The 25185-nt window shown below is 72.1% G+C and carries 15 protein-coding genes, 4 tRNA genes and 3 pseudogenes; 13 read left to right on the top strand and 9 right to left on the bottom strand.

Annotation, left to right across the window (positions count from 1 at the left end):
* Positions 1 to 58 precede the first annotated feature (58 nt).
* Complete coding sequence (locus ACIP98_RS01790) at positions 59 to 1330, top strand: hypothetical protein (RefSeq protein WP_401973178.1); 1272 nt, start codon at positions 59 to 61, stop codon at positions 1328 to 1330.
* A 39-nt stretch (positions 1331 to 1369) separates the two neighbouring features.
* Here ACIP98_RS01790 and ACIP98_RS01785 read toward each other — a convergent pair whose 3' ends face one another.
* Both ACIP98_RS01785 and ACIP98_RS01780 read right to left on the bottom strand, forming a co-directional pair.
* A complete protein-coding gene (locus ACIP98_RS01785; RefSeq protein WP_401973176.1) occupies positions 1370 to 3391 on the bottom strand; it encodes a transglycosylase domain-containing protein in 2022 nt (673 codons plus the stop codon).
* Between the two features lie 207 nt (positions 3392 to 3598).
* Positions 3599 to 5569, bottom strand: a complete 1971-nt coding sequence (locus ACIP98_RS01780; RefSeq protein ID WP_401973174.1) for a hypothetical protein — start codon at positions 5567 to 5569, stop codon at positions 3599 to 3601.
* A 347-nt stretch (positions 5570 to 5916) separates the two neighbouring features.
* Here ACIP98_RS01780 and ACIP98_RS01775 point away from each other — a divergent pair, with 347 nt between their 5' ends.
* Positions 5917 to 6480: an FxLYD domain-containing protein gene (locus tag ACIP98_RS01775; RefSeq protein ID WP_401973172.1), complete on the top strand. Its 564-nt coding sequence runs from the start codon at positions 5917 to 5919 to the stop codon at positions 6478 to 6480.
* A 32-nt stretch (positions 6481 to 6512) separates the two neighbouring features.
* Here ACIP98_RS01775 and ACIP98_RS01770 read toward each other — a convergent pair whose 3' ends face one another.
* Complete coding sequence (locus tag ACIP98_RS01770; RefSeq protein WP_401973171.1) at positions 6513 to 6710, bottom strand: hypothetical protein; 198 nt, start codon at positions 6708 to 6710, stop codon at positions 6513 to 6515.
* A gap of 905 nt (positions 6711 to 7615) precedes the next feature.
* On the opposite strand from ACIP98_RS01770, the gene ACIP98_RS01765 reads away from it, so the two are divergent.
* Positions 7616 to 7783: a hypothetical protein gene (locus ACIP98_RS01765; RefSeq protein WP_401973169.1), complete on the top strand. Its 168-nt coding sequence runs from the start codon at positions 7616 to 7618 to the stop codon at positions 7781 to 7783.
* A 119-nt stretch (positions 7784 to 7902) separates the two neighbouring features.
* Positions 7903 to 8121 carry a PLDc N-terminal domain-containing protein gene (locus ACIP98_RS01760; RefSeq protein ID WP_319660290.1) on the top strand — a complete coding sequence of 73 codons (219 nt, stop codon included), beginning with the start codon at positions 7903 to 7905 and terminating at the stop codon, positions 8119 to 8121.
* 270 nt (positions 8122 to 8391) lie between these two features.
* Here ACIP98_RS01760 and ACIP98_RS01755 read toward each other — a convergent pair.
* From ACIP98_RS01755 to ACIP98_RS01735, 5 genes are all read right to left on the bottom strand, one after another.
* Positions 8392 to 8464: transfer RNA gene (locus ACIP98_RS01755), tRNA-Lys, on the bottom strand.
* 102 nt (positions 8465 to 8566) lie between these two features.
* Positions 8567 to 10090, bottom strand: coding sequence for an amino acid permease (locus ACIP98_RS01750; protein ID WP_319660289.1), 1524 nt, complete (start codon positions 10088 to 10090; stop codon positions 8567 to 8569).
* A 275-nt stretch (positions 10091 to 10365) separates the two neighbouring features.
* Positions 10366 to 13431, bottom strand: coding sequence for an FG-GAP-like repeat-containing protein (locus ACIP98_RS01745; protein ID WP_401973167.1), 3066 nt, complete (start codon positions 13429 to 13431; stop codon positions 10366 to 10368).
* A gap of 231 nt (positions 13432 to 13662) precedes the next feature.
* Positions 13663 to 15783, bottom strand: a complete 2121-nt coding sequence (locus ACIP98_RS01740; RefSeq protein WP_401973166.1) for a DEAD/DEAH box helicase — start codon at positions 15781 to 15783, stop codon at positions 13663 to 13665.
* Positions 15784 to 15980: 197 nt separating this feature from the next.
* Positions 15981 to 16484: a hypothetical protein gene (locus ACIP98_RS01735; protein WP_319660286.1), complete on the bottom strand. Its 504-nt coding sequence runs from the start codon at positions 16482 to 16484 to the stop codon at positions 15981 to 15983.
* Positions 16485 to 16674: 190 nt separating this feature from the next.
* Between ACIP98_RS01735 and ACIP98_RS01730 the strand changes: the two are divergent.
* The 8 genes and pseudogenes from ACIP98_RS01730 to ACIP98_RS01695 all read left to right on the top strand — a co-directional run bounded on the left by ACIP98_RS01730 (position 16675) and on the right by ACIP98_RS01695 (position 20041).
* A pseudogene (locus ACIP98_RS01730) lies at positions 16675 to 17146 on the top strand (CrcB family protein).
* Between the two features lie 99 nt (positions 17147 to 17245).
* A pseudogene (locus ACIP98_RS01725) lies at positions 17246 to 17299 on the top strand (hypothetical protein); the annotation flags it as partial.
* A gap of 88 nt (positions 17300 to 17387) precedes the next feature.
* Positions 17388 to 17620: pseudogene (locus ACIP98_RS01720) on the top strand (fluoride efflux transporter FluC); the annotation flags it as partial.
* Positions 17621 to 17734: 114 nt separating this feature from the next.
* On the top strand, positions 17735 to 18085 hold the full coding sequence (locus ACIP98_RS01715; RefSeq protein ID WP_319660401.1) for a metallopeptidase family protein: 351 nt from the start codon (positions 17735 to 17737) through the stop codon (positions 18083 to 18085).
* A 39-nt stretch (positions 18086 to 18124) separates the two neighbouring features.
* Positions 18125 to 19687, top strand: coding sequence for a metallophosphoesterase (locus ACIP98_RS01710; protein ID WP_319660284.1), 1563 nt, complete (start codon positions 18125 to 18127; stop codon positions 19685 to 19687).
* A 79-nt stretch (positions 19688 to 19766) separates the two neighbouring features.
* Positions 19767 to 19839: transfer RNA gene (locus tag ACIP98_RS01705), tRNA-Glu, on the top strand.
* A 49-nt stretch (positions 19840 to 19888) separates the two neighbouring features.
* Positions 19889 to 19963, top strand: a tRNA-Asp gene (locus ACIP98_RS01700).
* 4 nt (positions 19964 to 19967) lie between these two features.
* Positions 19968 to 20041, top strand: a tRNA-Phe gene (locus ACIP98_RS01695).
* 106 nt (positions 20042 to 20147) lie between these two features.
* Here ACIP98_RS01695 and ACIP98_RS01690 read toward each other — a convergent pair.
* Complete coding sequence (locus tag ACIP98_RS01690) at positions 20148 to 20915, bottom strand: glucose 1-dehydrogenase (protein WP_319660283.1); 768 nt, start codon at positions 20913 to 20915, stop codon at positions 20148 to 20150.
* A gap of 279 nt (positions 20916 to 21194) precedes the next feature.
* On the opposite strand from ACIP98_RS01690, the gene hrpA reads away from it, so the two are divergent.
* Complete coding sequence (gene hrpA / locus ACIP98_RS01685) at positions 21195 to 25121, top strand: ATP-dependent RNA helicase HrpA (protein WP_319660282.1); 3927 nt, start codon at positions 21195 to 21197, stop codon at positions 25119 to 25121.
* The last annotated feature ends 64 nt before the right edge of the window (positions 25122 to 25185 follow it).

The raw sequence follows: 25185 nt of genomic DNA, 5'->3' as shown, positions 1-25185 counted from the left end.
AGTAAGGCGTAGGGCTCTTGGGGGCGTGGGGTTCGGGGCGTGAGGCGGTCGTGCTGGCATGGCGAAAACCGGACGCGGCACGGCCGTGCTCACGGCTGTGGGGACCGTCGCGGCGCTGTTGGTCGGGCTGTCCGGGGTGAGCCGGGGGCCGGACACCGGCGGCGGCACGTCGCCCGCGGGCGCGGCGGAGTACCCCACGATCCACGGCATCAAGGACCGCGCCAAGAAGGACCGCGCCAAGAAGACCGTGAAGCCCTGGGACGGCAGGACCCGGGTGATCGGCGACGGCTCCACCGCCTACACCGGCCCGCAGCCCGGCCAGCTCAAGCCCGAGAAGCTCGAACCCGGCGAGAAACCGCCGCAGTTCGTCGTCTTCTCCTGGGACGGCGCCCTGCAGAACCAGGACCACCTCTTCTCCCACTTCCGGAGGGTGGCCCAGGACACCCACGCCCACATGAGCTTCTTCCTCACCGGCATCTACCTGGTACCCGAGTCGAAGCGGGCGCTGTACCACCCTCCGCAGCACGGCGTCGGCAGCGCCGCCATCTCCTTCCCCACCGACGAGCACATCCGGCAGACCCTGGAGCAGCTGCGCGGTGCCTGGGAGGACGGCGACGAGATCGGCACCCACTTCAACGGGCACTTCTGCGGCGCCAAGGGCGGCGGCGACTGGAGCGTCGAGGAGTGGAAGAGCGAGATCAGGCAGGCCTACTCCTTCGTGGAGCGCTGGAAGACCAACACCGGTTACAAGGACATCGCCCCGCTCCCCTTCGACTACGCCAAGGACCTCGCCGGCGGCCGCGCCCCCTGCCTTGAGGGCCAGAAGAACCTGCTGAAGGCCGCGAAGTCCTTCGGCTGGCGGTACGACGCCAGCTCCCCCGGCGACTTCCAGATATGGCCCGCGAAGAAGAACGGCATCTGGGACTTCCCGCTGCAGCTGGTGCCCTACGCCGACAGCGACTTCCAGGTGCTGTCCATGGACTTCAACTTCCTCGCCAACCAGTCCGGCGACAGCACCGAGGGCGACCCGGCCGAGTACCCGGAGTGGGAGGAGAAGACCCGCCGGGGCTACCTCAACGGCTTCCAGCGTGTGTACAACGGCAGCCGGGCCCCGCTGTTCATAGGCAACCACTTCGAGACCTGGAACGGCCGGGCGTACATGAAGGCCGTCGAGGACGTCATGCGCGACGTCTGCGTCCGCAAGGACGTGCGCTGCGTCTCCTTCAAGGAGCTCGCGGACTGGATGGACGCGCAGGACCCCGAGGTGCTGTACAAACTGCGGCTCCTGGACCCCGCCCAGGCACCGGACTGGACGACGTACCTCAAGTGACGCGCGGGGTCCCCCGTCCGGCCCCGGGTCCCCGTGGGCTCACCCCCTGGAGGACATGACCCGCGTCCAGACCCGCGTCGGGCTGATCCCGGAGACCCCCGGACCCTTCAGCGCGACCAGTTCCTGCTTCTTCGGGTCCACCCGGAAGAACGCCACCGCCGTCGACACCTCGCCGCGGTAACCCGCGAACCAGGACGCGACGGGGGCGCCGATCACCTCGTCCTCCGCGACACCCGGCTTCCCCGCGGCACCCGGCCCGGCCGCCGCGGCGGCGCGCCCCGCGCCGTGCTCGACCGAGTCGCGCAACCCCTCGGTCACGGTGGCCGCGGTCGCGGCCGCCATCACGCGCGTGCCCTTCACCTCCTGGTGGAAGACCGTCGCGCCGTGCCGGTCGATCCGGTCCACGGAGAACGGCTCGACGTGGACACCGCGGTCGGCGAAGGTCCCGTACGCGCTCGCCAGGCGGATCGGGCTCGGAGTGGAGTTGCCGAGCGAGAACGCGGGCACCCGCGCCCCCATGCCGGCGGGCCGCAGGCCCGCGCGGGTCGCGGTCGCCGTCACCCGGTCCAGCCCCACGTCCATGCCGAGCTGCATGAAGGGGGCGTTGACGGACTCGGCCAGCGCGTCCCGCAGGGAGATCTGCCCCCAGGACCGGCCCCCGTCGTTGGCGCCCTTGACCACCCGGCCGCCCCGGTCCCAGTACGGCCCTTCAGGGGTGCGGATCGCCACCTTGTCGTCGCCGTCGTAGAGGGTCGAACCGTCGACCGGCGTACGGGGCTCGCCTCGCTGCTTCAGGACGCCGTTCTCCATGCCCGAGGCCAGCACGAAGGGCAGGAAGGTCGTGCCCGCGGGGACGATCGTGATGTTGGCGTCGTTGAAGCCCTGCTCCACATAACCCGGTCCCCCGTACAGCGCGAGGATGCGCCCGCCGGTACTCACCGACGCCGCCCCGGCCCGCACGCCGGCCGTGCCCCGGACGCCCTTCAGCTCCTTCTTCACCGCGCCCGCCATGGCGGCCACCCTCGGCTTCTCGAAGGTGGTGTGGACCTGGTACCCGCCGAGGTCGAACTCCTTGTCCGAGATGGGCGAGTGGGCGCTGACGTACGCCCGCGCCGTGTCCACGAGGTAGCCCGTCTGACCGTCCAGACCGGCCGACTTGGGCGGGTCGTGCGGCTCGGGGAAGGTGCGGTACGCCGCGCGTTCCCGCTGCGACAGATGACCGGTGGCCACCATCCGGTCCAGGACCCAGCCCCACCGCTCCACGGCACGCCGGTGATTGGCCCTGCTCACCGCCGGGTCGTAGAGGCCGGCGCCCTTGAGCAGGGAGGCGATGAACGCGCCCTCGCTCGGGGTCAGTTCCGACGCGTCCTTGCCGTAGTACGCCCAGGAGGCCCGCTCGATGCCGTAGGCGCCGCGGCCGAACCAGCTGGTGTTCAGATACCGCTGCAGGATCTCCTTCTTGCCCATCTTGTTGTCGAGCTTGATCGCGATGAACATCTCGGAGAACTTGCGGGTGAACGTCTGGTTCTGGTTCAGATAGGCGTTCTTCACGTACTGCTGGGTGATCGTGGAGCCGCCCTGCGTGTCACCGCCGCCCGCCATGTTCAGCGCCGCGCGGCCGATACCGCTCATCGACACACCCGAGTCGGAGTAGAAGGTGGCGTTCTCCGCGGACAGCACGGCCCACTGCACCTTCTCCGGGATCTTGTCGAGCGGCATGTCCTGGCGGTTGACCGGGCCGGTCCTCGCCATCTCGGAGCCGTCGGCCCAGAAGTAGACGTTGTCCTGCTGCGTGGCGAAGTCGTTGAGGTGCTCGGGGATGTCGGTGGCCGCATAGGCCACGCCCACCACGGTGGAGACCCCTGACAGGCCGAGGAGCACCAGCCCCAGCACCTGCCGCCACGACGGCACCCAGCGGCGCGGCCCCGTCCGCCCCGGACGCGGGTACGCCGGGCGCATCCGCGACACGAGACGGCGCGCGGTCGCCACGCCCACCGGGCGCGACGGCTGCCTCGCCGCCGCCCCCGGACGCTCCGGCGGATTACGGCGGTCTCTGCTCATGGGTCCCCCCGCGCGGGTCGGGGCGTGCTTCTTCCCGCGGTCCTCGGCTCTGCCCCCAGGGGAACGTACATCGCACGGATGTGTGTGCGACGAAGGCACGCACGTGGCGCGCGCCCCGTCCGGAAAACGCCCGTGGGGGCACTTCCCTGGCTGGAAAGTGCCCCCACGGAGCGGCATGCGCCGCCGTGTCCCGCCTTCGCGGCGCGGTCAGGCCCGCGCTGTGGCGACCGCCGCGCCCAGCGCCTCCTTGATGCGCGGCCCGAGCCGGGCGAACCCGAGCTCCTTCATCGCCGCGCGCAGCAACTCGTCGTCCGTGCGCTTCACGCCGTCCGTGTCGATCCACCGCACGAGCGCGGCCAGTTCCTCCGGCGCGTACGCCGTCACGGCCTTCCCGGCCACGATCGCCGGCTTCGCCGGCCGCCCCGCGCCGGGCTCCTCGGGCGCCTCGGACCGGACCGCTTCGACCGCTTCCGCGGCCGCCGCCTCGGGCTCCGGGGCTTCCGCCACCGGCTGCGCGGGGGCGGGCCGGGGCTCAACTTCCGCCGGAGCCGGGGGAGCCTCGGCCGCCGGCTCGGGCTCGGCAGGGGTCAGGGTCTCCGGCTCGGCCGGGGCTGCCACCTCGGCCTCGGGCTCCGACGCCACCGCCTCGGCGGCGGGCTCAGCAGCAGCCACGGGCTGGGGCTCGGGCTCGGATACCGCCTCGGCCGCCGGCTCGGGCTCGACAGCCGCTTCCGGCTCACCTGCCGCAGGGACAGCGGCATCCGCCACGGGCTCGGCCTCAACCTCCGCCGGAGCGACGGGCTCCGACTCCGCAACAGCCTCGGGTTCCGGCGCGGGGGCCTCCGCCACGGGCTCGTGCTCGGGCTCAACATCCGCCGGAACCACGGGAGCCCCGGGCTCCGCAGGCGTCAGGGCCTCCGGCTCAGGCTCGGCCTCAACCTCCGCCGGGGCCACGGGCTCCGACTCCGCGACAACCTCAGGCTCCGGCGCGGGGGCCTCCGCCACGTGCTCGTGCTCGGGCTCGGGCTCGGGCTCGTGCTCACCTTCCGCCGGAACCATGGCAGCCTCGGCCGCCGACTCGGGCTCGACAGCCGCTTCCGGCTCAGCTACCGCAGGGACAGCGGCATCCGGCTCCGGCTCCGGCTCCGCTTCCACGCTCACCTGCGACCGCGGTTCGACCACCTCGACGTCGGCCACGGGCGCGACGACCGGCTCGTCGGCAGCAGGCTCCGCCTCGACACCGGACTCGACGGCCGGGTCCGCCGACGACCGGGGCGCGGGCACGGACGCCGTACCGGTGGCCGCGGTCTCGCCCAGGAGGGCCGCAAGGGCGGCGGAGTCCGTGCGGTGCTCCGTGAGGTCCGCGAGGAGATTGGTGAGGCCGCCCTCGGTGAGGCGGTCACGGGTGGCGCGGAGGGTGGGGAGGCGGAAGAGTGTGCCCTCGTCCGCGGCGAGGCGATCGAGGAGTTCGGTCAGCTCCGTGAACGGGAGGGCCGCGAGGTCGCCCTCAGCCCCCAGAAGGCGGCCGAGTTCGCGCAGGCCCTCGACGGCCGCCTGCGATGCGCGGGCGCCCTCGTCGAGGAAGTCCGCGTCGGCCGGGAGGGTCGGGCGGCCGGGGACCTCGAGCGCGGCCCATTCGGCGCGGTCGGCGGAGGTGGCGGTCAGCGCGGCGTGGAGGGCGTCGCGCCGGGCCCGGCCGGCAGCGAGGGCACGGGCCCGCTTGCCGGGGGCGCGGCGGCGCAGCCAGGACACCTTGAGGCCGCGCTCGCGCCGCCACGCGCCGTTCGCGGTGGCGGCGATCAGTTCGTCGAGGTCCTCGTCGGACAGCCCGTACGCCTCGGGGCTCAGCGTCCGCAGCGTGGACCGCACGCGCAGCAGCAGCGCGACGATCCGTTCGGTCTCCTCCACGGTGCCGGGGGCGACGAAGTCCGTGCCCTCGCCGATGCGGCTCGCGGCCTTGGTGACCGCGGGCAGGTCACGGACACGCAGTTCCGTGAGAACGGTGGAGGCGGCGCGCGCCTCCTCGGGGCCGCCGACGGTCTCCGCGGCGGCGTACCAGGCGTGGGTGGCGGCGGTCAGCGTGAAACCGCCGAGGTCCGCGTAGCCGCGCAGGTCGTCCCGGAGTTCGGGGCTGAGGGAGGCGAGGTCGGCGGAGCTGTGCAAGGAGGGTGCGGTCATATGAGGTCCGGTTCCTGGCAAGTGCGATGGGCGTCGGCGGCGCGAGCGCCGCGGGACGAGCCGCGCGGCGGCGCTCGCGGTGCCCCACGATACGGGCGCGCCGTACTCCGGCGCACACGCCCCATCCGTTACGGAGCCCCGCCCCGCGCCCTGGACCCGCGCCCAGCGGCCCGGCCGTCCGCTTCCAACTGACCGGCGTACGGCGGGTGATCCGTCTCGTACGCCCAACAATGAGCGATCCGTCCCCATACGGTCACGGCCGCGTCACGGAGTTCGTGGTGGCATGCCCCGTCATACGCCGCTCTGCCACGTTTGCACCCACACGCACCATGACTCAGGGGGACGCCATGTCGCAACCTCAGTACCCGCCGCCGTCCGGACCTCCGCAGCCCGGATGGGGCGCGCCGCCGCCGGCCCCGGCCCCGGCCCCGAGGAAGTCCGGCGCGGGGAAGATCGTCGGCTTCGGATGCCTCGGCATCGTGCTGCTCTCCGTCCTCTTCGCGATCATCGCGGTCGCGGCGAGCGGGGGCGGGGGCGGGGGCGGGGGTGACGACCCCAAGCCGGGGGCGGGCATGGCGTCGGCCGACGCGCCCGCGACGCACGGAGACGACGGCGCGCGGGAGGCGGCGGCAGGCCCGACTGGCGACGTGAGACTCACCGCGTGCGAGATCGAGGCCTTCACCACGTGGCCGAGCGCGAAGCTCACCATCACCAACCGCAGTTCGAAGACGTCGAACTACATGGTGCAGGTCGAGTTCGTCGACGCGAAGGGCACGCGGATCAGCGAGGGTTTCGCCGCGACGAACAACCTGCGCCCCGGCCAGATCGCGGAGGAGGAGGCGCAGGGCACGGCGGAGGCCACGGGGAAGGTGACGTGCCGGGTGACCGACGTGACCCGCTACGCGTCCTGACCCGGGCGGCCGCCGTCCGCCAGATGCCGGGGTCACCGATTCGGGGCGGCATGGCCCTTCCATGCCTTGCCTATGGCGTGGCCCACGGCCAAACCGCTGAGGATCAGGTGCCCGGCACCGATGACCACGTCACCGAACCCGCTCCGGAACCCGGTGACGATCTCGACCAAGCTGGACACGGCGAGAGCTCCGAAGAAGAGTCCGGCCAGCGTCCAGAGCACGGTTCTCATGGGGGAACGGTAGGGCCACTCGAGTCACGTCGTCACCCCTTCAACCGCTCGACGGCGGGAGCGCTCATCGCTTGGGATCCGCCGCTGACGGCGGGCCCAGGAAAACGCGGCGCAGTCGCGCCAGCAGTTCAGGTGACGGCGGTGCGGTCCCGATCGCGCGGCGGGCCGGGGCCCGGACGGTTTCGGCACCCCCTCCGCCAAGGAGGGCGCGGGCGTCTGCGGTGTTCATGGCTGCACCTCCAGGACTGGGCTCTGCTGCCCTGGCTCTTGTCCGGCCCCGCGCCGGGCAAGCAGGTGCGCACGGCAGCACCGCGGGATCGCCACTTCTGGCGGAAACGGTGAAGGCCGTGCTTCTGGGGCGGGGGCGCGGCTCGCCGAGCACGTCGGGGAGGCCGGCGCCCGGTGGCCACGCACTCGCCGCAGGTCAGCGGGGGGCAACCCGCGTCCAGCGGGCCCCGGCGTCGCGGGCGCGCACCTGGTCGAACCGAACCATGCCGGCGCCGGGCCCCGCGTCCTGAGACTGCCGGGCGCCCGACGGCGAGGGCCACGGACGGACGGCACGGGCACCCACCGCGCACCCGCGGTGGGTGCCCGCACTTGTCGGACGGACCTCGGCCCCCGCCGCTTCGCCGCGACGGGGGCCGACCAATGGCGCGAGGACCTGGCGGGTTCCGGACCGTGGCCCTCGGGCTCGCACCGCCATCCTGCCCCGCCTTGGCCGCAGGCGCGCGCGTGGCACGCTCAATGGGTGACGGCGTCCGGCACGGCCCCAGCGTGGAGGATGAGAGCCGCGCCGGACCGCTTCCCCGGGCGACCCCGCCGCGCGGGCAAGTGCCTGCCGGGGTGTGCGAGCGGGGCCGCACTTCCAGGATGCGACCGTTCCTGCCCCGGGTCATCCCGGCCAGGTGGCATGCCGAGTGGCCGGCTGCCCGCCGACGGGCACCGGGGGCCGCCGCGTCCGCATCGACGGCACGATCCTCGGCATCGCCCACAGCCCGATCGATCTGCCGGGGTCCCTGCGCCGCGAGGCCCTCTTCGGCCGGCGCGGAGCGGGGCCGGGCGTCTGGCTGTGACGCAGGACCGCTGCGTCCGCCTCGAGCGCGCTTTCGCACGCCCGTACCATGGTTTGCGGGTGAGGCCGGACCGTGCCGCACACAGGCGGGCACGTGCCCCTGGCAAACGAGGTGGCCGGATGTCGTCGCTGCTGGTCTACGCGATCTACCTGATAGTCGCGGCGCTGTACGTGTCCGCTGTGGTCGACTGCATCAGGACGCCCGAGGCGCGCATCCGCATACTGCCCAAGGCGGGCTGGCTGGCCGTCCTGATCCTCTTCCCCGTGCTCGGCGCTGTCGGCTGGCAGAACCTGGGCAAGCGACCCGCCCAGGCCGCGGGACAGCCGTCCGCGGTCTGAGTCCGGCTCACCCGCGGAGAGGACCGGCCCCGCACGAGGACCGGCACCCGCGCGTGATCTGAGGCACAGTCGGCCGTCCCGCTCCGCAACAGGCAGGCTGTCCCGGGGGATTCGACGCCCGGCGGGCGGGACGTGATCGCCGGACTCCCGGGCCGGCAGCGGGCCGGCCCTCGGTCCCCGCGCCCCGCGAACGGGCTGCGGCCCCACCGGTCGGAACCGGTGGGGCCGCATTCACGCAGGACAGCGGTGGCGAGACCAACCGCCTGCGGGTAGGCCGTGTGGGACTCGAACCCACAACCAATGGATTAAAAGTCCACTGCTCTGCCAATTGAGCTAACGGCCCGCACACCGCAGCATAGCCGGACGTCGGCCGTCGCTCCGAGCGCATTGGGCCTGTTGGACGCGGTCGCCGTCGCGGAGGGGACGACGACGACCGCCGGCGGCGTCAGCCCGGGGTGTCCGTGGGGGCCGGAGCGTGGTCGCGGAGGAACCAGTGCCGGGCGGACGCGAACCACCAGGCGGCGGCGAAACCGAGCACGACCAGGACGGCGATGGGCGCGTAGTTGAAGGTGTCGACGGTGACGGGACTCACCTGGGGGAGCATGAACAGGACCGTGATGAAGCCCACCCACACGACGGCGACGACGCCGATGGGCCGGGACCAGCGGCCCAGGTGCCAGGGTCCGCGGTCGAAGGCGTCGCCCTTGCGGATGCGCAGCAGCGTGGGGATGACGTACGCGATGTACAGGCCGATGACGGCGATGGACGTCACGGCGGCGTACGCGGTGAGGTTGATCAGGTAGGGCAGGCCGAGGACGAGTGCGCCCAGGGCGGCGAGCCAGACCGCGTTCGTAGGGGTCTTGGTGCGGGGGTTGATGCGCCGCCAGGTGGCGGAGAAGGGCAGGGCTCCGTCGCGCGAGAAGGCGTAGATCATGCGGCTGTTGGCGGTGACGGAGGCCATGCCGCAGAAGAGCTGGGCGCCTATGACGACGAGCAGCAGCAGCTTGCCCCCGACCGCGCCGGCGCCGTCGATGAGGATCTGGGCGGGCGGCACACCGGTGGCCGTGCCGAGGGTCTTGTCGTACGACTGGATGGCGTACGTGAAGCCGAGCAGCAGCACGAAGCCGGCGATCCACGAGATCCAGATGGAGCGGACGATGCCGCGCGGGCCGGCGGTGGCCGCGTCGTGGGTCTCCTCGGTCATGTGGGCGGAGGCGTCGTAGCCGGTGAAGGTGTACTGCGCCATGAGCAGGCCCAGCAGCACGACGTACACGCCGCTGCCCCAGCCGGTGTTGTTGACGAAGTGCGTGAAGACGAACGAGGTCGACTGGTGCCGGTCGGGCACGAGGGCGAGCACGCCGACGATCAGTGCGACGCCGAGCACGTGCCACCAGACGCTGATGTCGTTGAGGAGCGCGACGACGCGCACGCCGAAGGTGTTGAGCAGCCCGTGCAGCAGCAGGATCGCCGCGAACAGCACGATGGTGTGGCCGGGGGTGCTGGCGAATCCGAACTGCAGGTCCAGGTACGCGTTGAGGAAGCTCGCCGCACCGAAGTCGATGCCCGCGGTCACGGCGACCTGGCCCAGCACGTTGAACCAGCCCGCGAACCACGCCCAGGCGGCGGCGCTGCGCGCCGGGGCGAGCTTGTGGGCCCAGTAGTACAGGCCCGCGGAGGTCGGGTAGGCGGAGCAGATCTCGGCCATGGCCAGACCGACGACCAGGGTCATCAGCCCCACGCCGACCCAGCCCCAGGTGATGACCGCGGGGCCGCCGGTGTTCATGCCGAACGCGTAGAGCGTCAGGCAGCCGGAGAGCACCGAGATGATCGTGAAGGAGACCGCGAAGTTGGAGAACGCGGACATGCGGCGGGCCAGTACCTGCGTGTAGCCCAGCTGGGCGAGGCGTTCCTCGTCGGTGACCGGGGCGGCGGGCCCTTCGGCCGCGTCCGTTCCTTTTGGAATTGTCATGCCCCCAGCGATTCCCTCGCCGGGGGCACGGCATGCGTCGGCCGCTGGCTGAAATTGACCGTATTCGCCCCGTGGACGACTGGGGTGTTGCCGCCACGTTTCCGTCAGTCGCCGAGCGGCACGGAGACCGCCCGGTCCCGTACGTCAGGAACACCGCACGCCGCGCGCCTTCGAGGCGGCGGACCAGGAGTTCGAGGACGAACCGCCACGCCGGCGCAACCGGTGAGCGTCGGCAGGGCGGCCCCCCACGACCACGTTCCTCATCGTCTCCCCCATCAGGAGACTGCGCCGTAGCCCGTCATGGCGGACCAGATCAGCACGCGTCCGCCGAAGGTGCCCTTGCCGGTCCCGCCGTAGCGGTAGAGGTTGTGGGAGTTGTCGCGGGCGACCAGGTCGGCGTTGCCGTCGCCCGAGATGTCCCCGACCCCGACGACCGCGTTGTACTGGGCCCCCCAGTTCTTCGCCAGCAGGACACGGGGCTTGAAGTGGCCCTTGCCGTCCCCGGAGAAGCGCCACAACTCGTTCGACTTGTCCTGCGCCAGCAGGTCGCCGAACCCGTCACCGTTGAGATCACCCACGCCGACAAGCTTCTTGAACACGCTCCACTTGGACGCGATCCGCTTGCCCGCCGCCAGCTTTCCGCTGCTCGTCGCGGCGAAGAGGTAGATGTCGCCGGTGGAGGACCTGCGGGCAATGAGGTCCGCGCGGCCGTCACCGGTGAGGTCTCCGGGCGAGGTCAGCACGTTGTAGGCCTGGAAACCCTTCCCCAGCAGGATTCGGGGGCTGGTCGTGGTGATGGGGCCCTTGCACCGGCCGCTGTAGCGGTAGAGCTCGCCGGCCGTGTTGCGCATCAGGGTGTCCATGCAGCGGTCGCCGTCGAGGTCGCCGAAGGGGACGAAGCGGTTTGTGGGGTTCCAGCCCTTGGAGTAACTGGTCAGCACGACGCTCTGCCCGCCGGGCGCGAAGCCGTCGTAGTCCAGCACGCCCTGCGGCCGCAGGCCCAGCATCTCCCCCATGCCGTCGCCGTCGCTGTCGCGCCACGCGCTCTTGGCGCCGGCCAGTTGCATCGCGCCCGAGGCGACCGTGCGGAAGCCGGTGCCGTCGCCCGGGTCCGTGGCCAGCGTCCAGGTGTGGAAGCCCCCGACCGCCACCGCGCCATGGTCGTCAGTGCCGTTCCAGGTGGTGCTGACCTGCGCACCCTGGTGCGCCGTGCCGCGAATGGTCCGCACGGCCTTGCCCGCCCGGTTCCGGAAGGTCAGGGCCCAGGCCACGGGCGGGCGGGACAGCAGCCAGGTGCCGTGCCAGGTGTTGTCGCCCACGTCGGGAAGGCGCAGGTTCGTGAAGGTGTCCGCCCGCGAATCGAGGAGGGCGACGGGGGAACGCGGCACGGTGACCGGCTTGATGTGGATGCGTTGGGCGGAATCCACGTAGGCCACGTTGCCGGCGTACTTGTCGACGGTCCACGTGATCCGGCGATCCGCCTGCGGATCGCCGGCCGGCAGATCGGCGAAGGCGGCCGTGACCGCCGCCGTCCCCCCGCCCTTGTGGAAGTCGGTCAGCAGCAGCTCGCCCGCGGCCCGGTCGTGACGGACGAGGTATCCGTCGCCGAGCAGCGCCTCGCCGGACGGGACCGGGATGTTCTTCCTCGCCGTCAGGTCCCACACACCCGCCTTGGCCGTGGGACCGCAGGACCAGTACAGCCAGCGGCTTACGGCCTGCAGTTCCTGGGGGACGCAGCCGGAGCCGAGGGCGATGTCGGCGGAGGTCTTCTTCGTCTTCAGGTCGTAGGAGTTGACGCTGCCTTTCGCCGCCGCGGGCTTCCACAGCTTGCTGCCCCAGACCGCGACCGCGGTGACCGGGCGCGTGAGGATCGGCCGAAGGTTGCTGTGGACAGCGAGGTCGCCGACGACTTGCTTGGTGGGCGACGTGCCGTTGACGACCGCGTAGCGGCCCGAGACGTCGACGAGAGTCGCGGAACCGGAGTAGGTGTAGAAGAAACCGGCGTCGTCGTCCTCGTCGATCGACTGCACAGAGGAACCGGGATCACCCCACGGATCGTCGGTGACCCGGACCGCACGGCCGTCCCCGGTGGCAACCGGGCCGTCGGAGTCCGGAAACGACCAGTCCCTCAGGACCGGGGCACTCACCGAGAGCGACCCGTCCCCGCTGACGCGACGGACGACGTCTTCGGCCATGAAGCTGCTGTCCTCCTCGTCCGTGGCCAGGGTGCCGTTGGCGAGCAAGAGGCGATTGATCCTCGCGGCCACGGGAGCGAGGGCGGTCACCTCGGTGGTCTCCGGTGCTGCCGCACCCTTGGCGGTCAGCTTGCGCACCGCCCAATGGGCCGAGTCCGCTCCTCCCGCCACCAGAAGACCGCCGTCCGGAAGGGGGACCAACCCGGTGCCCGCGTGACGCAGCACGGTCACCGGATCGCCGCCGGAAAGAGGCACGGCGCGCAGCGGCTGGCCGGAGGCGTCCGCCATGTCCCCGTGACCGTCGTAGGAACGCGCCACGATCAGCCAGTCGCCCGAAAGCCCGAGGAACGGGACGCCCGAGGTACCGGGCAACCCCACCGGCTTCTCGGGTGCCGTCAAGTCGTTCCGCCACAGGACATGAGCCGTGTTCCCGGCAGTGAACCAGGCGAACCGGTCGTCGCTCAGCGCCACGGCGGTCGGCATGGCGGAAAGGGCCAGATCACGGGTGACCTTACCGGCGACGAGGTCCACCAGCGCCAGATGGTAGGAGCGGGCCTGAAGGTACCGGACGACGGCCGTACCTTCGTCGCCGCCCAGGACCACGGGGAGGGACGTGACACCGGACGGCCACCCGGCGACCGGCCTGCCCTCGGCGGGCGCGTCGCCGCCGTACACCCGCAGTGCCCTGCTGCCGCCGGCCTCACTGACCTGGCCGAGCACGTGGCCGCCGAAGGCGCCGAGGTAGGAGCCCCCGGTGATCGGCACCTCAGTGGTGGTGCCGGCGGCCATGTCATGGAGGACCACGGCCTCGTCGGGGGACGTGACGTGCTCGACCACGATGTCCGAGGACGAGCCGAGAAAAGCCGCGGAAGAACCCTCCGCCCACTGCCCCAATTCCGTCGTCGCGCCCGTGTCATAGCGCGTCCACAGAAGGCCCTCACGGCCCTCCTGGATGTGCAGGTACCCCGTCGGGCCCGCGCTCAGCAGGCTGTCCGAACGCGGGTAGTAGCGATCCGCCTGGAAGACCGTTTCCGCGGATCCGACGGGATCGGCGGCCGCCAGGGGCATGAGCGAACCGAGGGCCACGGCGGTGGCGACTGCGGTGACGGCGGCCGCGCCGCCACGGACGAGGGCACGTCTGGCCACCCGTTCCTCCTGGAAGTCACGAAGAAGCGGAGCGGCACAGCGGTCACTGGTGTCGCGGCGTCCGGCGCCGCGGAATCCCCCAAGCCCCCCGGCTTGTACCCCCCACGCAATTACCACGGACCCTAACAGCCGCCTCTCAGGCCCCGGAAGCCCAGGTGGCAACGCGAAGGGGCCCGACAGGTGGTGTCCACCTGCCGGGCCCCTCTACGTTCAGGCGCGGTTCACACGGCGTCAGCCGTTGCGCTTCCAGCGCGGCTTGTCGTCACGACGGCCGAAGGAGCCGGTTCCCGTGCCGGTACCGGTGGTGCCGGGGCGGTGGTCGTCACGACGGCCGTACGGACGGCGGTCGTTGTTGTCGCGGTCGCGGCCGAAGGACGACGGGCGGTCGTCACGACGGTCGCGGTTGAACGGACGGTCGTAGGAGCGGGCCGCCGGGCGCTCGTCGCGGTTGTAGGCGGGGCGGTCGTCACGGCGCTCGTAGGACGGGCGGGCCGGGCGGTCGTCGCGGCGGTCACGGCTGTTGTACGACGGGCGGTCGTCACGACGGTCGCGGTTGCCGTACGCGGGACGGTCGTCGCGGCGGTCACGGTTGCCGTAGGACGGACGGTCGTCGCGGCGGTCGTGGGACGGGCGGGCCGGGCGGTCGTCGCGGCGGTCGCGGTTGCCGTAGGACGGGCGGTCGTCACGACGGTCGTCGCGGCGCTCGTAACCGCGGTCGCGGTCACGGTTGCCGTACGACGGGCGGTCGTCGCGGCGGCGCTCGTAGTTGCCCCGGTCGTCGCGGCGCTGGAAGGTGCGCTGCTCGGCCGGCTCGGCGGGGGCCTCGGCCTGCGCCGGGACGGCGGCAGCGGCGGCGACCGCCTCGGCGGCCTCGGCCTGGGCGGCGGCGACGGCCGCCTCGGGGTCGTCACCGCGCTCGCGGGCGGCGCGGGCGGTGAGGCGGTCGGCCTCGTCGCGCAGTTCGGCGGCCCGACGCTGCGCGCGCTCCAGGGACTTGGTGAGGTCGGCGACCTCACGCTCGGCCTGCTGGGCGGCGTTGCCGGCCGCGTCCGCCTGGACCTCGGTCAGCGAACGGGCGCCGGTGATCTTGGCGACGTCCTCGTCGAACGCGCCGGCGCCGCCGACGATGTGGCGCGAGGCGTCGACGCCCGCGTCCTCCATCAGCCGGAAGATCTGCTTGCGCTGGTGCGGCAGGGCCAGGGAGACGACCGTGCCGGACTCGCCCGCGCGGGCGGTGCGGCCCGAGCGGTGCAGGTAGTCCTTGTGGTCGGCGGCCGGGTCCACGTTCAGCACCAGGCCGATGCCGTCGACGTGGATGCCGCGCGCCGCGACGTCCGTGGCGACCAGGACGTTGACGTAACCGTCCTTGAAGTCGGCCAGCGTGCGGGTGCGCGCGCCCTGGGTCATACCGCCGTGCAAGGCGTCGGCCTTGACGCCCGACTCGCGCAGCTGCTCGGCGACGCGGTCCGCGCCCATCTGGGTGCGGACGAAGATGATGGTGCGGCCCTTGCGGGCGGCGATGGCCGCGGTGACCGGCGCCTTGTCCTTGGGCTTCACGATCAGCACGTGGTGGGTCATGGTGGTGACCGCGCCCGCCGAGGGGTCGACCTCGTGCGTGACCGGGTCCTTCAGGTAGCGCTTGACCAGCGTGTCGATCTCGTTCTCCAGCGTGGCGGAGAACAGCAGCCGCTGACCGCCCTTGGGAACCAGGTCGAGGATCTCGGTGACCTCGGGCAGGAAGCCCATGTCGGCCATCTGGTCGGCCTCGTCGAGGACGGCGATCTGCACCTGGTCCAGCGCGCAGGCGCCGCGGTCGATCAGGTCGCGCAGCCGGCCCGGGGTGGCGACGAGGATGTCGACGCCGCGCTCCAGGGCGTAGATCTGGTTCTGCATCGACGTACCGCCGCAGACGACCTTCATCTTCAGGCCGAGCACGTCGCCGTACGGCTGCAGGGCGTCGGCGACCTGCATCGCCAGCTCGCGGGTCGGGGTGAGGATCACACCGCGCGGACGCTTGCGTTCGGTGTGGCCGCCGGAGAGCTGCGTGAGCAGCGGCAGGCCGAACGAGAGCGTCTTGCCGGAGCCGGTGCGGCCGCGGCCGAGGATGTCCTTGCCGGCCAGGGCGTCCGGGATGGTCGCGGCCTGGATCGGGAAGGGGGTGGTGACACCGTTCTGCGCCAGCTTGCGGACGATGGCCTCGGCCAGGCCCAGGTCGCCGAAGGTGGTCCCGGGCGCCTCGGCCTCGACGGCCTCGGGAGCGGTGTGCTCCTCGATGACGGCCTCGTCGATGACGTCGGTGGTGTCGTTGCTGTCGAAGGGCATGGCGGAACGGTCGGCAGTGTCAATAGACATGCTGAAGCTAAAACCTCTCGGAGATTTCGGCACGCGCCAGCTCCGGAGGTTGCTTACAACCGCCTCTATGCGGTCAGCCACAGGAGAAAAGGAACGCGCCAACGCGGCGCGTCTCGGTTCGGCGCCGGGCAATGGGATCAAACGATCTACCAGCATACGCATAGGTGGCCGCTTTGGCCAATTCGGTCCGGGAGGCCTCAGGCGGCCCCGTTGGCGGACGGTGCACTGGAGGGCGACGGCTCGGGCGAGGAGCCGCCGGAGGGCGGCGCGGACGACTCGCCGCCACCGGGCGACGACGAGGGCGAGGGCCGGTCGGAGGGGGACGCGGGCGTCGAGGGCCGGGGCGAGGACGACGGCCGTCCCGACGGCTTGCCGCTGTGCGGGGCGCCCGGACCCTGGGTCGGCCCCGGCACCGATTCCTGCGCGCTCGCCGACGGCGACCGCGAGGCCGACGGGGAGTGCCCCGGCCGGCCCGGCCGGCCGCCGGGGACGCCCGGGGCGACGCGGGGCATGCCCAGACCGCCGTCCGAGCCGGCGCCGCCGGCCCCGCCGTCCTCACCGGAGATCCCCGAGGAGATCCCGTCGGGCTTGGCGTCGCTGCCCGTGCCGCCGACGGTCATGCAGCCGGTCAGGGACCCCAGGGCGAGTACGGGGAGAAGCAGTGCGGCCGCCGTGCGCGCGCGGGCTGTGGCAGGGGTCACGGGAGCACCTCGGAAGGTCTGAGGACGTCTGAAGAAGGTCCGGAGATGATCAGGAGTGGGTCTGCGGGCGGGTCGTCCCGCTGAGCGGGTTCCGCGCTGCCCAACGGGCCCGCGGCCCCCGGGGACACGCCCGCGGCCGCACGCCGCCCGGCCGGCCCTCCCCCGGCCCCTCTCGGATACCGCCCAGGGCATGGGCAGTCGGCGGGCACGGGCAGCGGGCGACCCGCCGCGCTCCCGGTGGAGGGCACCGCTGCGCGACCAGGGTCCGGTGGTCGCCGTCGTCGCACTCGGCGGGGTCGCCGGGGCGTTCGCCCGCTACGGCGCGGGGCTGCTCCACGCCACCGCGGCCGGGACCTTCCCGAGGACGACCTTCCTGGTGAACGCGGCCGGTTACGCGGCGATCGGCGTGCTGATGGCGGTGGTCGCCGAACGCCTTCCCTCGCCGCACCGCCTCGTCCGGCCGTTCCTGGGGACCGGCGTGCCCGGCGGCTTCACGACCTTGTCGACGTACACGGTCGACGTGCAGCGACTGCTGACCGCCGGCCGGGTCGCCGTCGCCCTGCTCTACCTGGCGGCCACACCCAGGACCGCCCTGCCGCCCTGCCGCCCGGCTCTGCGTGTGGTCCGCGGCGGCGCTGACCCGCCGTCTGTGGAGGACGTGATGATGCTCACCGGTCCGGCGCTCCGGCTCACCGTCCACGCGGGGGAGCGCGACACCTGGCACCACCGGCCGCTGCACAGCGAGATCGTGCACCGCGCCCACGCACCTGCCGATGATCGTCGTCGTGGACAGCTCCGAACGGGTGAGGGCCCTCCTGCCGCGGTTGCGGGCGGTGCTGACCACGGGTCCGGCCACGGTCGAGGGGGTGGAGGTCGTGCACGGCACCTGCGGGGGTGACGCGGGTGAACCGGCTGCTCGTCGCCGTGGGCGCCGCGATCGGCGCGCCCTGCGCCATCTGACGGACCGTAGGTCCAGTCGCGGCACGACGGCGTCTTCCCCTGGGGACACCCTCACCGTGAACGTCGCCGGGTCGCTGATCCTGGGCGCGGTCACCGGCGCGGTGGCGGCCGACGCGTCCACCCGGCTCCAACTCCTGCTGGGCACCGGACTGTGCGGCGCGCCGACCACGTACTCGTGGTGGTGAGCATCGCCGCGGGAGCGGCCGCCGCCTTCGCCGGCGCCGCGCCCGTGTGACCCGATCCGCGTCGGACGCTGTCCTGTCGCCCCGCCGTCCCGGACAATGGGCGGTGTGCTGGAGATGTCGCGCGAAGCGTTCGAGGAACTGGTCAGCGACGCGCTGGACCGGATCCCGCCCGAGCTGGCCCGGGTCATGGACAACGTGGCGGTGTTCGTCGAGGACGAACCCGACCCGTCCGACCCCGGGCTGCTCGGCCTGTACGAGGGCACTCCCCTGACCGAGCGCGGCGAGTGGTACGCCGGGGTGCTCCCCGACCGCATCACGATCTACCGGGGCCCGACCCAGCGGCTGTGCTCCACCACCGAGCAGATCGTGGAGGAGGTCGCCACGACCGTCGTCCACGAGGTGGCGCACCACTTCGGCATCGAGGAGGAACGCCTCCACGAGCTGGGCTGGGGGTAACGGGGCTTACGCGAGGGAGGAGGCGGGCATACGTCGGCAATGCTCCGAGATCTGCCGCACCGCGTCCGGTCCGTGCTGCGTCGTGCCCTTGGGCGTCGTCCCTCCCCCTCCGCGGGCGCCTCTCGTCCAACTCCCGCCGCTCCCGCCCTCGGCACGCCGCACCGCCCCTGGCTCACCGCGCTCGCGCTGGTCGCGGTCACGCTGATCGGCGGCTGGCTCGGACTGGTGGTGCTGGGGAGCATCAAGGAGCCGGTGGGGCCGATGAACACCCGGATGTCCCTGCACCCGGCGTGGACCGGGGACACCAAGGTGAACGTGGCGCCGCTGGGAGCCCTGCAGCTCGACAGCCACGACGGCCCGCTGCGGCTGGTGGTGGATGTCGACACCCTCGACCCCGAGCGCGCCCAGGCCCTGGTCCGGCACCCGGAGCGGCTGAGCGGGCTGCAGGACGAGGTCGCCTCGGACGTGCGCAACAGCACCGCGGAGCTCGCGCTGCGCTCGTCGCTGGCGGTGCTGACCGGCGCCACCGCCCTGGGCCTGGCCGTCTACCGCAGGCCCCGCAGGGCCCTGGCCGCCGGCGGCCTGTCACTGGTGGTGCTGGCGGCCTGCGCGGGCACGGCGTACGGGACGTGGAACCCGCGCAGTGTCCTGGAGCCGAAGTTCTCCGGGCTGCTGAGCAGCGCGCCGTCCGTGGTCGGCAACGCCCGCAGCATCGTCAGCGACTTCGACGTCTACCAGCAGGAGCTGGCACGCCTGGTCACCAACATGACCCGGCTGTACGACGCGACCTCCACGCTGCCCGCGTACACCCCCGACCCGTCGACCCTGCGGGTGCTGCACGTCTCGGACATCCACCTCAACCCGGCGGCCTGGCAGATCATCCAGTCCGTCGTCGCCGAGTACCGGATCGACGTCATCGTGGACACCGGCGATCTGATGGACCACGGCACCGCCGCCGAGAACGGCTTCACCTCCGCCATCCCCGACCTGGGCGCGCCCTACGTCTTCGTGCGCGGGAACCACGACTCGATGGACAGCCAGCGCGCGGTGGCGGCGCGCAAGGGGGCCATCGTGGTGGACAACGGGGACTCGGCGGTCGTGAAGGGGCTGCGGATCGCCGGCATCGGCGACCCGCAGTTCACCCCGGACCGCTCGGTCGAGGCCGCCGGCGACGCCGCGGAACGCCGGGCCGGCCAGCGGCTGGCCGACTCCGTCCGGCGGCAGGACGCGGCCGGGCACACGGTCGACATCGCCATCGCCCACAACCCCGTCGCGGCCGCCGAGGCCGACGGCACCGTCCCGCTGATCCTGGCCGGGCACACCCATCAGCGGAACGTCAGCGTCCTGGAGCACGGCAGCCGGCTGATGGTGCAGGGCACGACGGGCGGCGGCGGGCTGCGCGCCGTGGAGGGCGACACGCCGCAGAAGGTGGAGGCCTCGGTGCTCTACCTGGACCGCGACACCCACGCCCTGCAGGCCTGGGACGAGATCACGCTGGGCGGTCTGGGCCAGTCGACGGCCGAGGTCTCCCGCCACCTGCCGGCGGAGGTGGCACCCGGGCGGGAGCCGTCCCCCGCGGTCCGCCCGACGGGCGCGGGCTAAAGCGTTTTGGCGATCTCCCGCCGCATCCCATATGCTTCTCACGTCCCCGACGGCCGAAACACCGCCCGGCGGGCCATCAGCCCTCATCGTCTAGTGGCCCAGGACGCCGCCCTTTCAAGGCGGTAGCACGGGTTCGAATCCCGTTGGGGGCACGCACTGACCTGTGCGAGACTGTGTCTCGCACAGAGAAGCGCAAAGCTGGGTCCTGTGGAGCAGTTTGGAGTGCTCGCCACCCTGTCAAGGTGGAGGCCGCGGGTTCAAATCCCGTCAGGACCGCGCTGGCTGGGTAGCTCAGTTGGTACGAGCGATCGCCTGAAAAGCGATAGGTCGCCGGTTCGACCCCGGCCCCAGCCACAGCAGCCCGCAAGGGCAGGAACCCCCGCCGAGATCCTCGGCGGGGGTTTCGCGTTGTCCCGGGGCGTGGCCCCCGGCCTGCCGAGCAGGCGGACGTCGCGCGGGGTCAGCCGACCGGGAAGAGCGGCCAGCCGGCCATGAGCCCGCCGTCCAGGGTGAGGGTCTGCCCGGTGATGTAGGAGGCCTTCTCCGAACCGAGGAAGAGCACCGCGTCCGCGATCTCCTCCGGGGTGCCGGGGCGGTGCATCGGCAGGACGGAGTCCACCGCCCGGCGGAACCCGTCCGAGGCGGTGACCCGCTCGTACATGGCGGTCCGGGTGAAGCCGGGAGCCACCGCGTTCACCCGGATGCCGACCAGCGCGCCCTCGATGGCGGCGACCTTCGTGATGCCGATGACGGCGTGCTTGCTGGCCACGTACAGGCCCGCGCCGGGAAAGCCCATCTGGCCGTAGGTGGAGCTGATGTTGACGATGCTGCCGCCACCGGTGTTCTTCATGGCGAGGAACTCGTGCTTCATGCTCAGCAGCGTCCCGCGCACGTTCGTGTCGAAGACGGCGTCGTACTCCTTGTCGGTGATGTCCTCGATGCCGCCGGGGGTTCCCTCGGTGCCGGCGTTGTTGAAGGCGACGTCGATCTTCCCGTAGGTCTGGACGGCGTGCTCCATGAGCCGCTGCACCTCGGCCTCGAGGCGCACGTCGGTCCTGACGAAGTCCGCCCGGCCGCCCAGCGCCCCCAGTTCCCCGGCGAGCTGCTCGCCGGCCTCCTGGTGGCGGCCCGACACCACGACGTTCGCGCCCTGGCGCGCGTACGCCTCCGCGGTGGCACGGCCGATGCCGGTGAGCGCGCCGGTGATCACAACGGTGGGAGCGGCCATGGTGAGGTCCTTCCTGCGGACGTGCCGGGGTCGTGGATCACGCGCGCGGAGCCCCGGACCGCGGGGAGCGAGGGCTACGGCCCGCTTCCCGGGAGGACTCCGCTCCTCGATCGTCTCCCCGGTCCGGGGATGCCGCACGTCGCGCGCGGCATCCCCGTGTACCGGCCCTCCGGCCCCGCCGGACATCGCACGGACATCGCACGGGCATCGCGCCCGGGGGTCCGCCGACCGAAATGGGTTCGCCCGTGGGCCGTACCGAATGCGATGCTGGAACGCGCTATGTCTACGCAGCCCCCCACCCCCGCATTCGCCGAGCTCGGCACCCGGCTCACCGAGCTCACCCTGCGCGACGCGCAGCGCCTCGGCCGCCGCCTCGACGGCGCCCGCCGCATCCGCAAGCCGGAGGCCCGTACGGCGGTGCTGGCGGAGATCGGGACCGAGATCGACAAGGCCGCCCTCAAGGTCGAGGCGCGGCGCACGGCCATACCCGCGATCTCGTACCCGGAGCAGTTGCCGGTCAGCCAGAAGAAGGACGAGATCCTCGCGGCGATCCGGGACCACCAGGTCGTGATCGTCGCGGGCGAGACCGGCTCCGGCAAGACGACCCAGATCCCGAAGATCTGCCTGGAGCTGGGCCGCGGCGTCCGCGGCCTGATCGGGCACACCCAGCCCCGCCGGATCGCCGCCCGCACGGTCGCGGAGCGCGTCGCGGAGGAGCTGCGCACCCCGCTGGGCGAGGCGGTCGGCTGGAAGGTCCGCTTCACCGACCAGGTCGGCGACGGCACGCTGGTCAAGCTGATGACGGACGGCATCATGCTCGCCGAGATCCAGACGGACCGCGAGCTGCTCCAGTACGACACGATCATCATCGACGAGGCGCACGAGCGCAGCCTCAACATCGACTTCATCCTGGGCTACCTCGCCCAGCTGCTCCCCCGCCGCCCCGACCTCAAGGTCGTGATCACCTCCGCGACCATCGACCCGCAGCGCTTCTCCCGGCACTTCGGCGACGCCCCGATCGTGGAGGTCAGCGGGCGTACGTACCCGGTCGAGGTGCGGTACCGGCCGCTCCTGGCGGAGGGGGACGGGGACGCCGACGAAGCGGACCGCGACCAGATCACCGCGATCTGCGACGCGGTCGACGAGCTCCAGGCCGAGGGCCCCGGCGACATCCTGGTCTTCCTCTCCGGTGAGCGGGAGATCCGCGACACCGCCGACGCCCTCAACAAGCGGCAGCTGCGCTTCACCGAGGTACTGCCGCTGTACGCGCGGCTGTCCTCCGCCGAGCAGCACCGGGTGTTCCAGCGCGGCACGGGCCGGCGCATCGTGCTGGCCACCAACGTCGCGGAGACCTCGCTCACCGTCCCGGGCATCCGGTACGTGATCGACACGGGCATGGCCCGCATCTCCCGCTACAGCCACCGCACCAAGGTGCAGCGGCTGCCGATCGAGCCGATCAGCCAGGCCAGCGCCAACCAGCGCAAGGGCCGCTGCGGACGGCTGGCGGACGGCATCTGCGTCCGGCTGTACTCCGAGGACGACTTCCTGTCCCGCCCGGAGTTCACCGACGCGGAGATCCTGCGCACCAACCTGGCCTCCGTCATCCTGCAGATGACCGCCGCGGGCCTCGGCGACATCGCCCGCTTCCCCTTCATCGACCCGCCGGACGCCCGGAACATCAAGGACGGCGTCCAGCTGCTCCAGGAACTGGGCGCGCTGGAGGGGCAGAAGCTCACCCAGACCGGCCGCAAGCTCTCCCAGCTGCCGGTGGACCCGCGGCTGGCCCGCATGGTGCTGGAGGCGGAGCGCAACGGCGTGGTCCGCGAGGTGATGGTCATCGCGGCCGCACTGTCCATCCAGGACCCGCGCGAGCGCCCCCAGGAGAAACAGCAGCAGGCGGACGAGAAGCACCGCCGCTTCGCCGACGAGACCAGCGACTTCATGGCGCTGCTCAACCTGTGGCGGTACGTCCGCGAGCAGCAGAAGGCGCTGTCCTCCTCGGCCTTCCGCCGGATGTGCCGCACGGAGTTCCTCAACTACCTGCGCATCCGCGAGTGGCAGGACATCTACAGCCAGCTGCGGACGGTCGCCAAGACGATGGGCATCCACCTCGCCGAGGGCGACCACGAGGTCAACGCCCAGCACGTGCACCAGTCCCTGCTGGCCGGCCTGCTGTCGCACGTCGGCCTGAAGGACACCGACAGCAAGAACGAGTACCTGGGCGCCCGCAGCGCCAAGTTCGCGGTCTTCCCCGGCTCGTCGCTCTTCAGGAAACCGCCGCGCTGGATCATGTCCGCCGAGCTGGTGGAGACCTCGCGGCTGTGGGCGCGGGTCAACTCCCGCATCGAACCGGAGTGGATCGAACCGCTCGCCCAGCATCTGGTGAAACGGTCCTACAGCGAGCCGCACTGGGAGAAGGACCAGGCCGCGGTCGTGGCCCTGGAGAAGGTGACGCTGTACGGCGTGCCGATCGTCGCCGACCGCAAGGTCAACTACGGGAAGATCGACCCGGAGACCAGCCGCGAGCTGTTCATCCGCAACGCGCTGGTCGAGGGCGACTGGCGGACCCACCACCAGTTCTTCCACGACAACCGCAAACTGCTCGCGGAGGTCGAGGAGCTGGAGCACCGGGCGCGGCGCCGCGACATCCTCGTGGACGACGAGACGCTCTTCGACTTCTACGACCGCGTGGTGCCCGAACACGTGGTGTCCGGCGCGCACTTCGACTCGTGGTGGAAGCAGCAGCGCAAGGAGCGGCCGGAGCTGCTCAGCTTCGAGCACTCCATGCTCATCAACGAGAACGCCGAGGCCGTCACCAAGGACGACTACCCCGACTCCTGGCGGCAGGGGAAGCTCAAGCTGCGGGTGACCTACCAGTTCGAACCCGGCGCCGACGCGGACGGCGTGACCGTCCACGTCCCGCTGCAGGTGCTCAACCAGATCACCGCGGACGGCTTCGACTGGCAGATCCCGGGCCTGCGCGAGGAGGTCGTCACCGAGCTCATCCGCTCGCTGCCCAAGGCGATCCGGCGCCACTACGTACCGGCGCCCAACTACGCGAAGGCGTTCCTGGACCGCGTCGTGCCGGTGCAGGACCCCCTCCCGGAGACGCTGGCGCGCGAGTTGCAGCGGATGGTGGGCGTGCCCGTCACGGCCGAGGACTTCGACCTCGCCAAGGTGCCCGACCATCTGAAGATCACCTTCCGGGTGACCGACGAGCGGCGCCGCAAGCTGGCCGAGGACAAGGACCTGGAGGCACTCAAGCTCAGCCTCCGGCCGAAGACCAAGGCCGCCATCACCAAGGCCTTCGACGCGGCGGGCTCCATCGGCATCGAGCGGCGCACGGGCCTGAAGCAGTGGACCGTGGGCACCCTGCCGCGCACCTTCGAGACCCGGCGGGCCGGCCAGCCGGTCAAGGCGTACCCGGCGCTGGTGGACGAGGGCGAGAGCGTGGGCGTGCAGCTCTTCGACACCGAGGCCGAGCAGGCCGAGGCGATGTGGCGCGGCACCCGCCGGCTGATCCTGCTGAACGTGCCCGCCAACCCCGCGAAGTTCGTCGCGGACCGGCTGTCCAACCAGGACAAGCTCGCCCTGTCGCGCAGCCCGCACGGCTCGGTGGCCGCCCTCTTCGACGACTGCGTCACCGCCGCCGCCGACCGCCTCGTCGCCGACCACGGCGGACCGGTCTGGGACGAGGAGTCCTTCCGCAAGCTCTACGACTCCGTGCGCGCGGACCTGGTCGAACTGACCATCAAGACGGTGGGGCAGGTCCGCCAGGTGCTGGCCGCCTGGCAGGCCTGTGAGCGCCGTCTGAAGGCCACCCAGAGCCTGGCGCTGGTCGCCAACCTCGCGGACGTCAAGGAGCAGCTGGCGGCCCTCGTGCACCCCGGCTTCGTGGCCGCCACGGGCGTGCGCCGGCTGCCGGACCTGATGCGCTACCTGGTCGCCGTCGACCGGCGGCTGCAGCAGATGCCCAGCGGCGCCCAGCGCGACACCACACGCATGGAGAAGGTCCGGGAGATCCAGGCCGAGTACGCCGAGCTGCTCGCCGCCCGGCCGGCCGGGCGGCCCGTCCCCGAGCGGGTGCGCGACATCCGCTGGATGGTCGAGGAGCTGCGCGTGAGCTACTTCGCGCACGCCCTCGGCACCGCCTTCCCCGTCTCCGACAAGCGCATCTTCAAGGCGCTGGACGAGGCCTGGGGCTGACCCCGCGGCAACCCCCGCCGCCCGCCGCGAGGCCGCCCGGTATCCGGTTCGCTTTCACCCTCTG

The sequence above is a fragment of the Streptomyces sp. NPDC088354 genome (assembly GCF_044753585.1).
Taxonomy (GTDB): Bacteria; Actinomycetota; Actinomycetes; order Streptomycetales; family Streptomycetaceae; genus Actinacidiphila.
This window is presented reverse-complemented; position numbering and strand designations above follow the sequence as displayed.

Coding starts and splice junctions, on each gene's coding strand:
- ACIP98_RS01760 (WP_319660290.1), top strand. CDS start 7,903: ATGTCGTCGCTGCTGGTCTACGCGATCTACCTGATAGTCGCGGCGCTG.
- ACIP98_RS01770 (WP_401973171.1), bottom strand. CDS start 6,710: ATGAGAACCGTGCTCTGGACGCTGGCCGGACTCTTCTTCGGAGCTCTC.
- ACIP98_RS01775 (WP_401973172.1), top strand. CDS start 5,917: ATGTCGCAACCTCAGTACCCGCCGCCGTCCGGACCTCCGCAGCCCGGA.
- ACIP98_RS01710 (WP_319660284.1), top strand. CDS start 18,125: ATGCTCCGAGATCTGCCGCACCGCGTCCGGTCCGTGCTGCGTCGTGCC.
- ACIP98_RS01690 (WP_319660283.1), bottom strand. CDS start 20,915: ATGGCCGCTCCCACCGTTGTGATCACCGGCGCGCTCACCGGCATCGGC.
- ACIP98_RS01785 (WP_401973176.1), bottom strand. CDS start 3,391: ATGAGCAGAGACCGCCGTAATCCGCCGGAGCGTCCGGGGGCGGCGGCG.
- hrpA (WP_319660282.1), top strand. CDS start 21,195: ATGTCTACGCAGCCCCCCACCCCCGCATTCGCCGAGCTCGGCACCCGG.
- ACIP98_RS01740 (WP_401973166.1), bottom strand. CDS start 15,783: ATGTCTATTGACACTGCCGACCGTTCCGCCATGCCCTTCGACAGCAAC.
- ACIP98_RS01750 (WP_319660289.1), bottom strand. CDS start 10,090: ATGACAATTCCAAAAGGAACGGACGCGGCCGAAGGGCCCGCCGCCCCG.
- ACIP98_RS01780 (WP_401973174.1), bottom strand. CDS start 5,569: ATGACCGCACCCTCCTTGCACAGCTCCGCCGACCTCGCCTCCCTCAGC.
- ACIP98_RS01790 (WP_401973178.1), top strand. CDS start 59: ATGGCGAAAACCGGACGCGGCACGGCCGTGCTCACGGCTGTGGGGACC.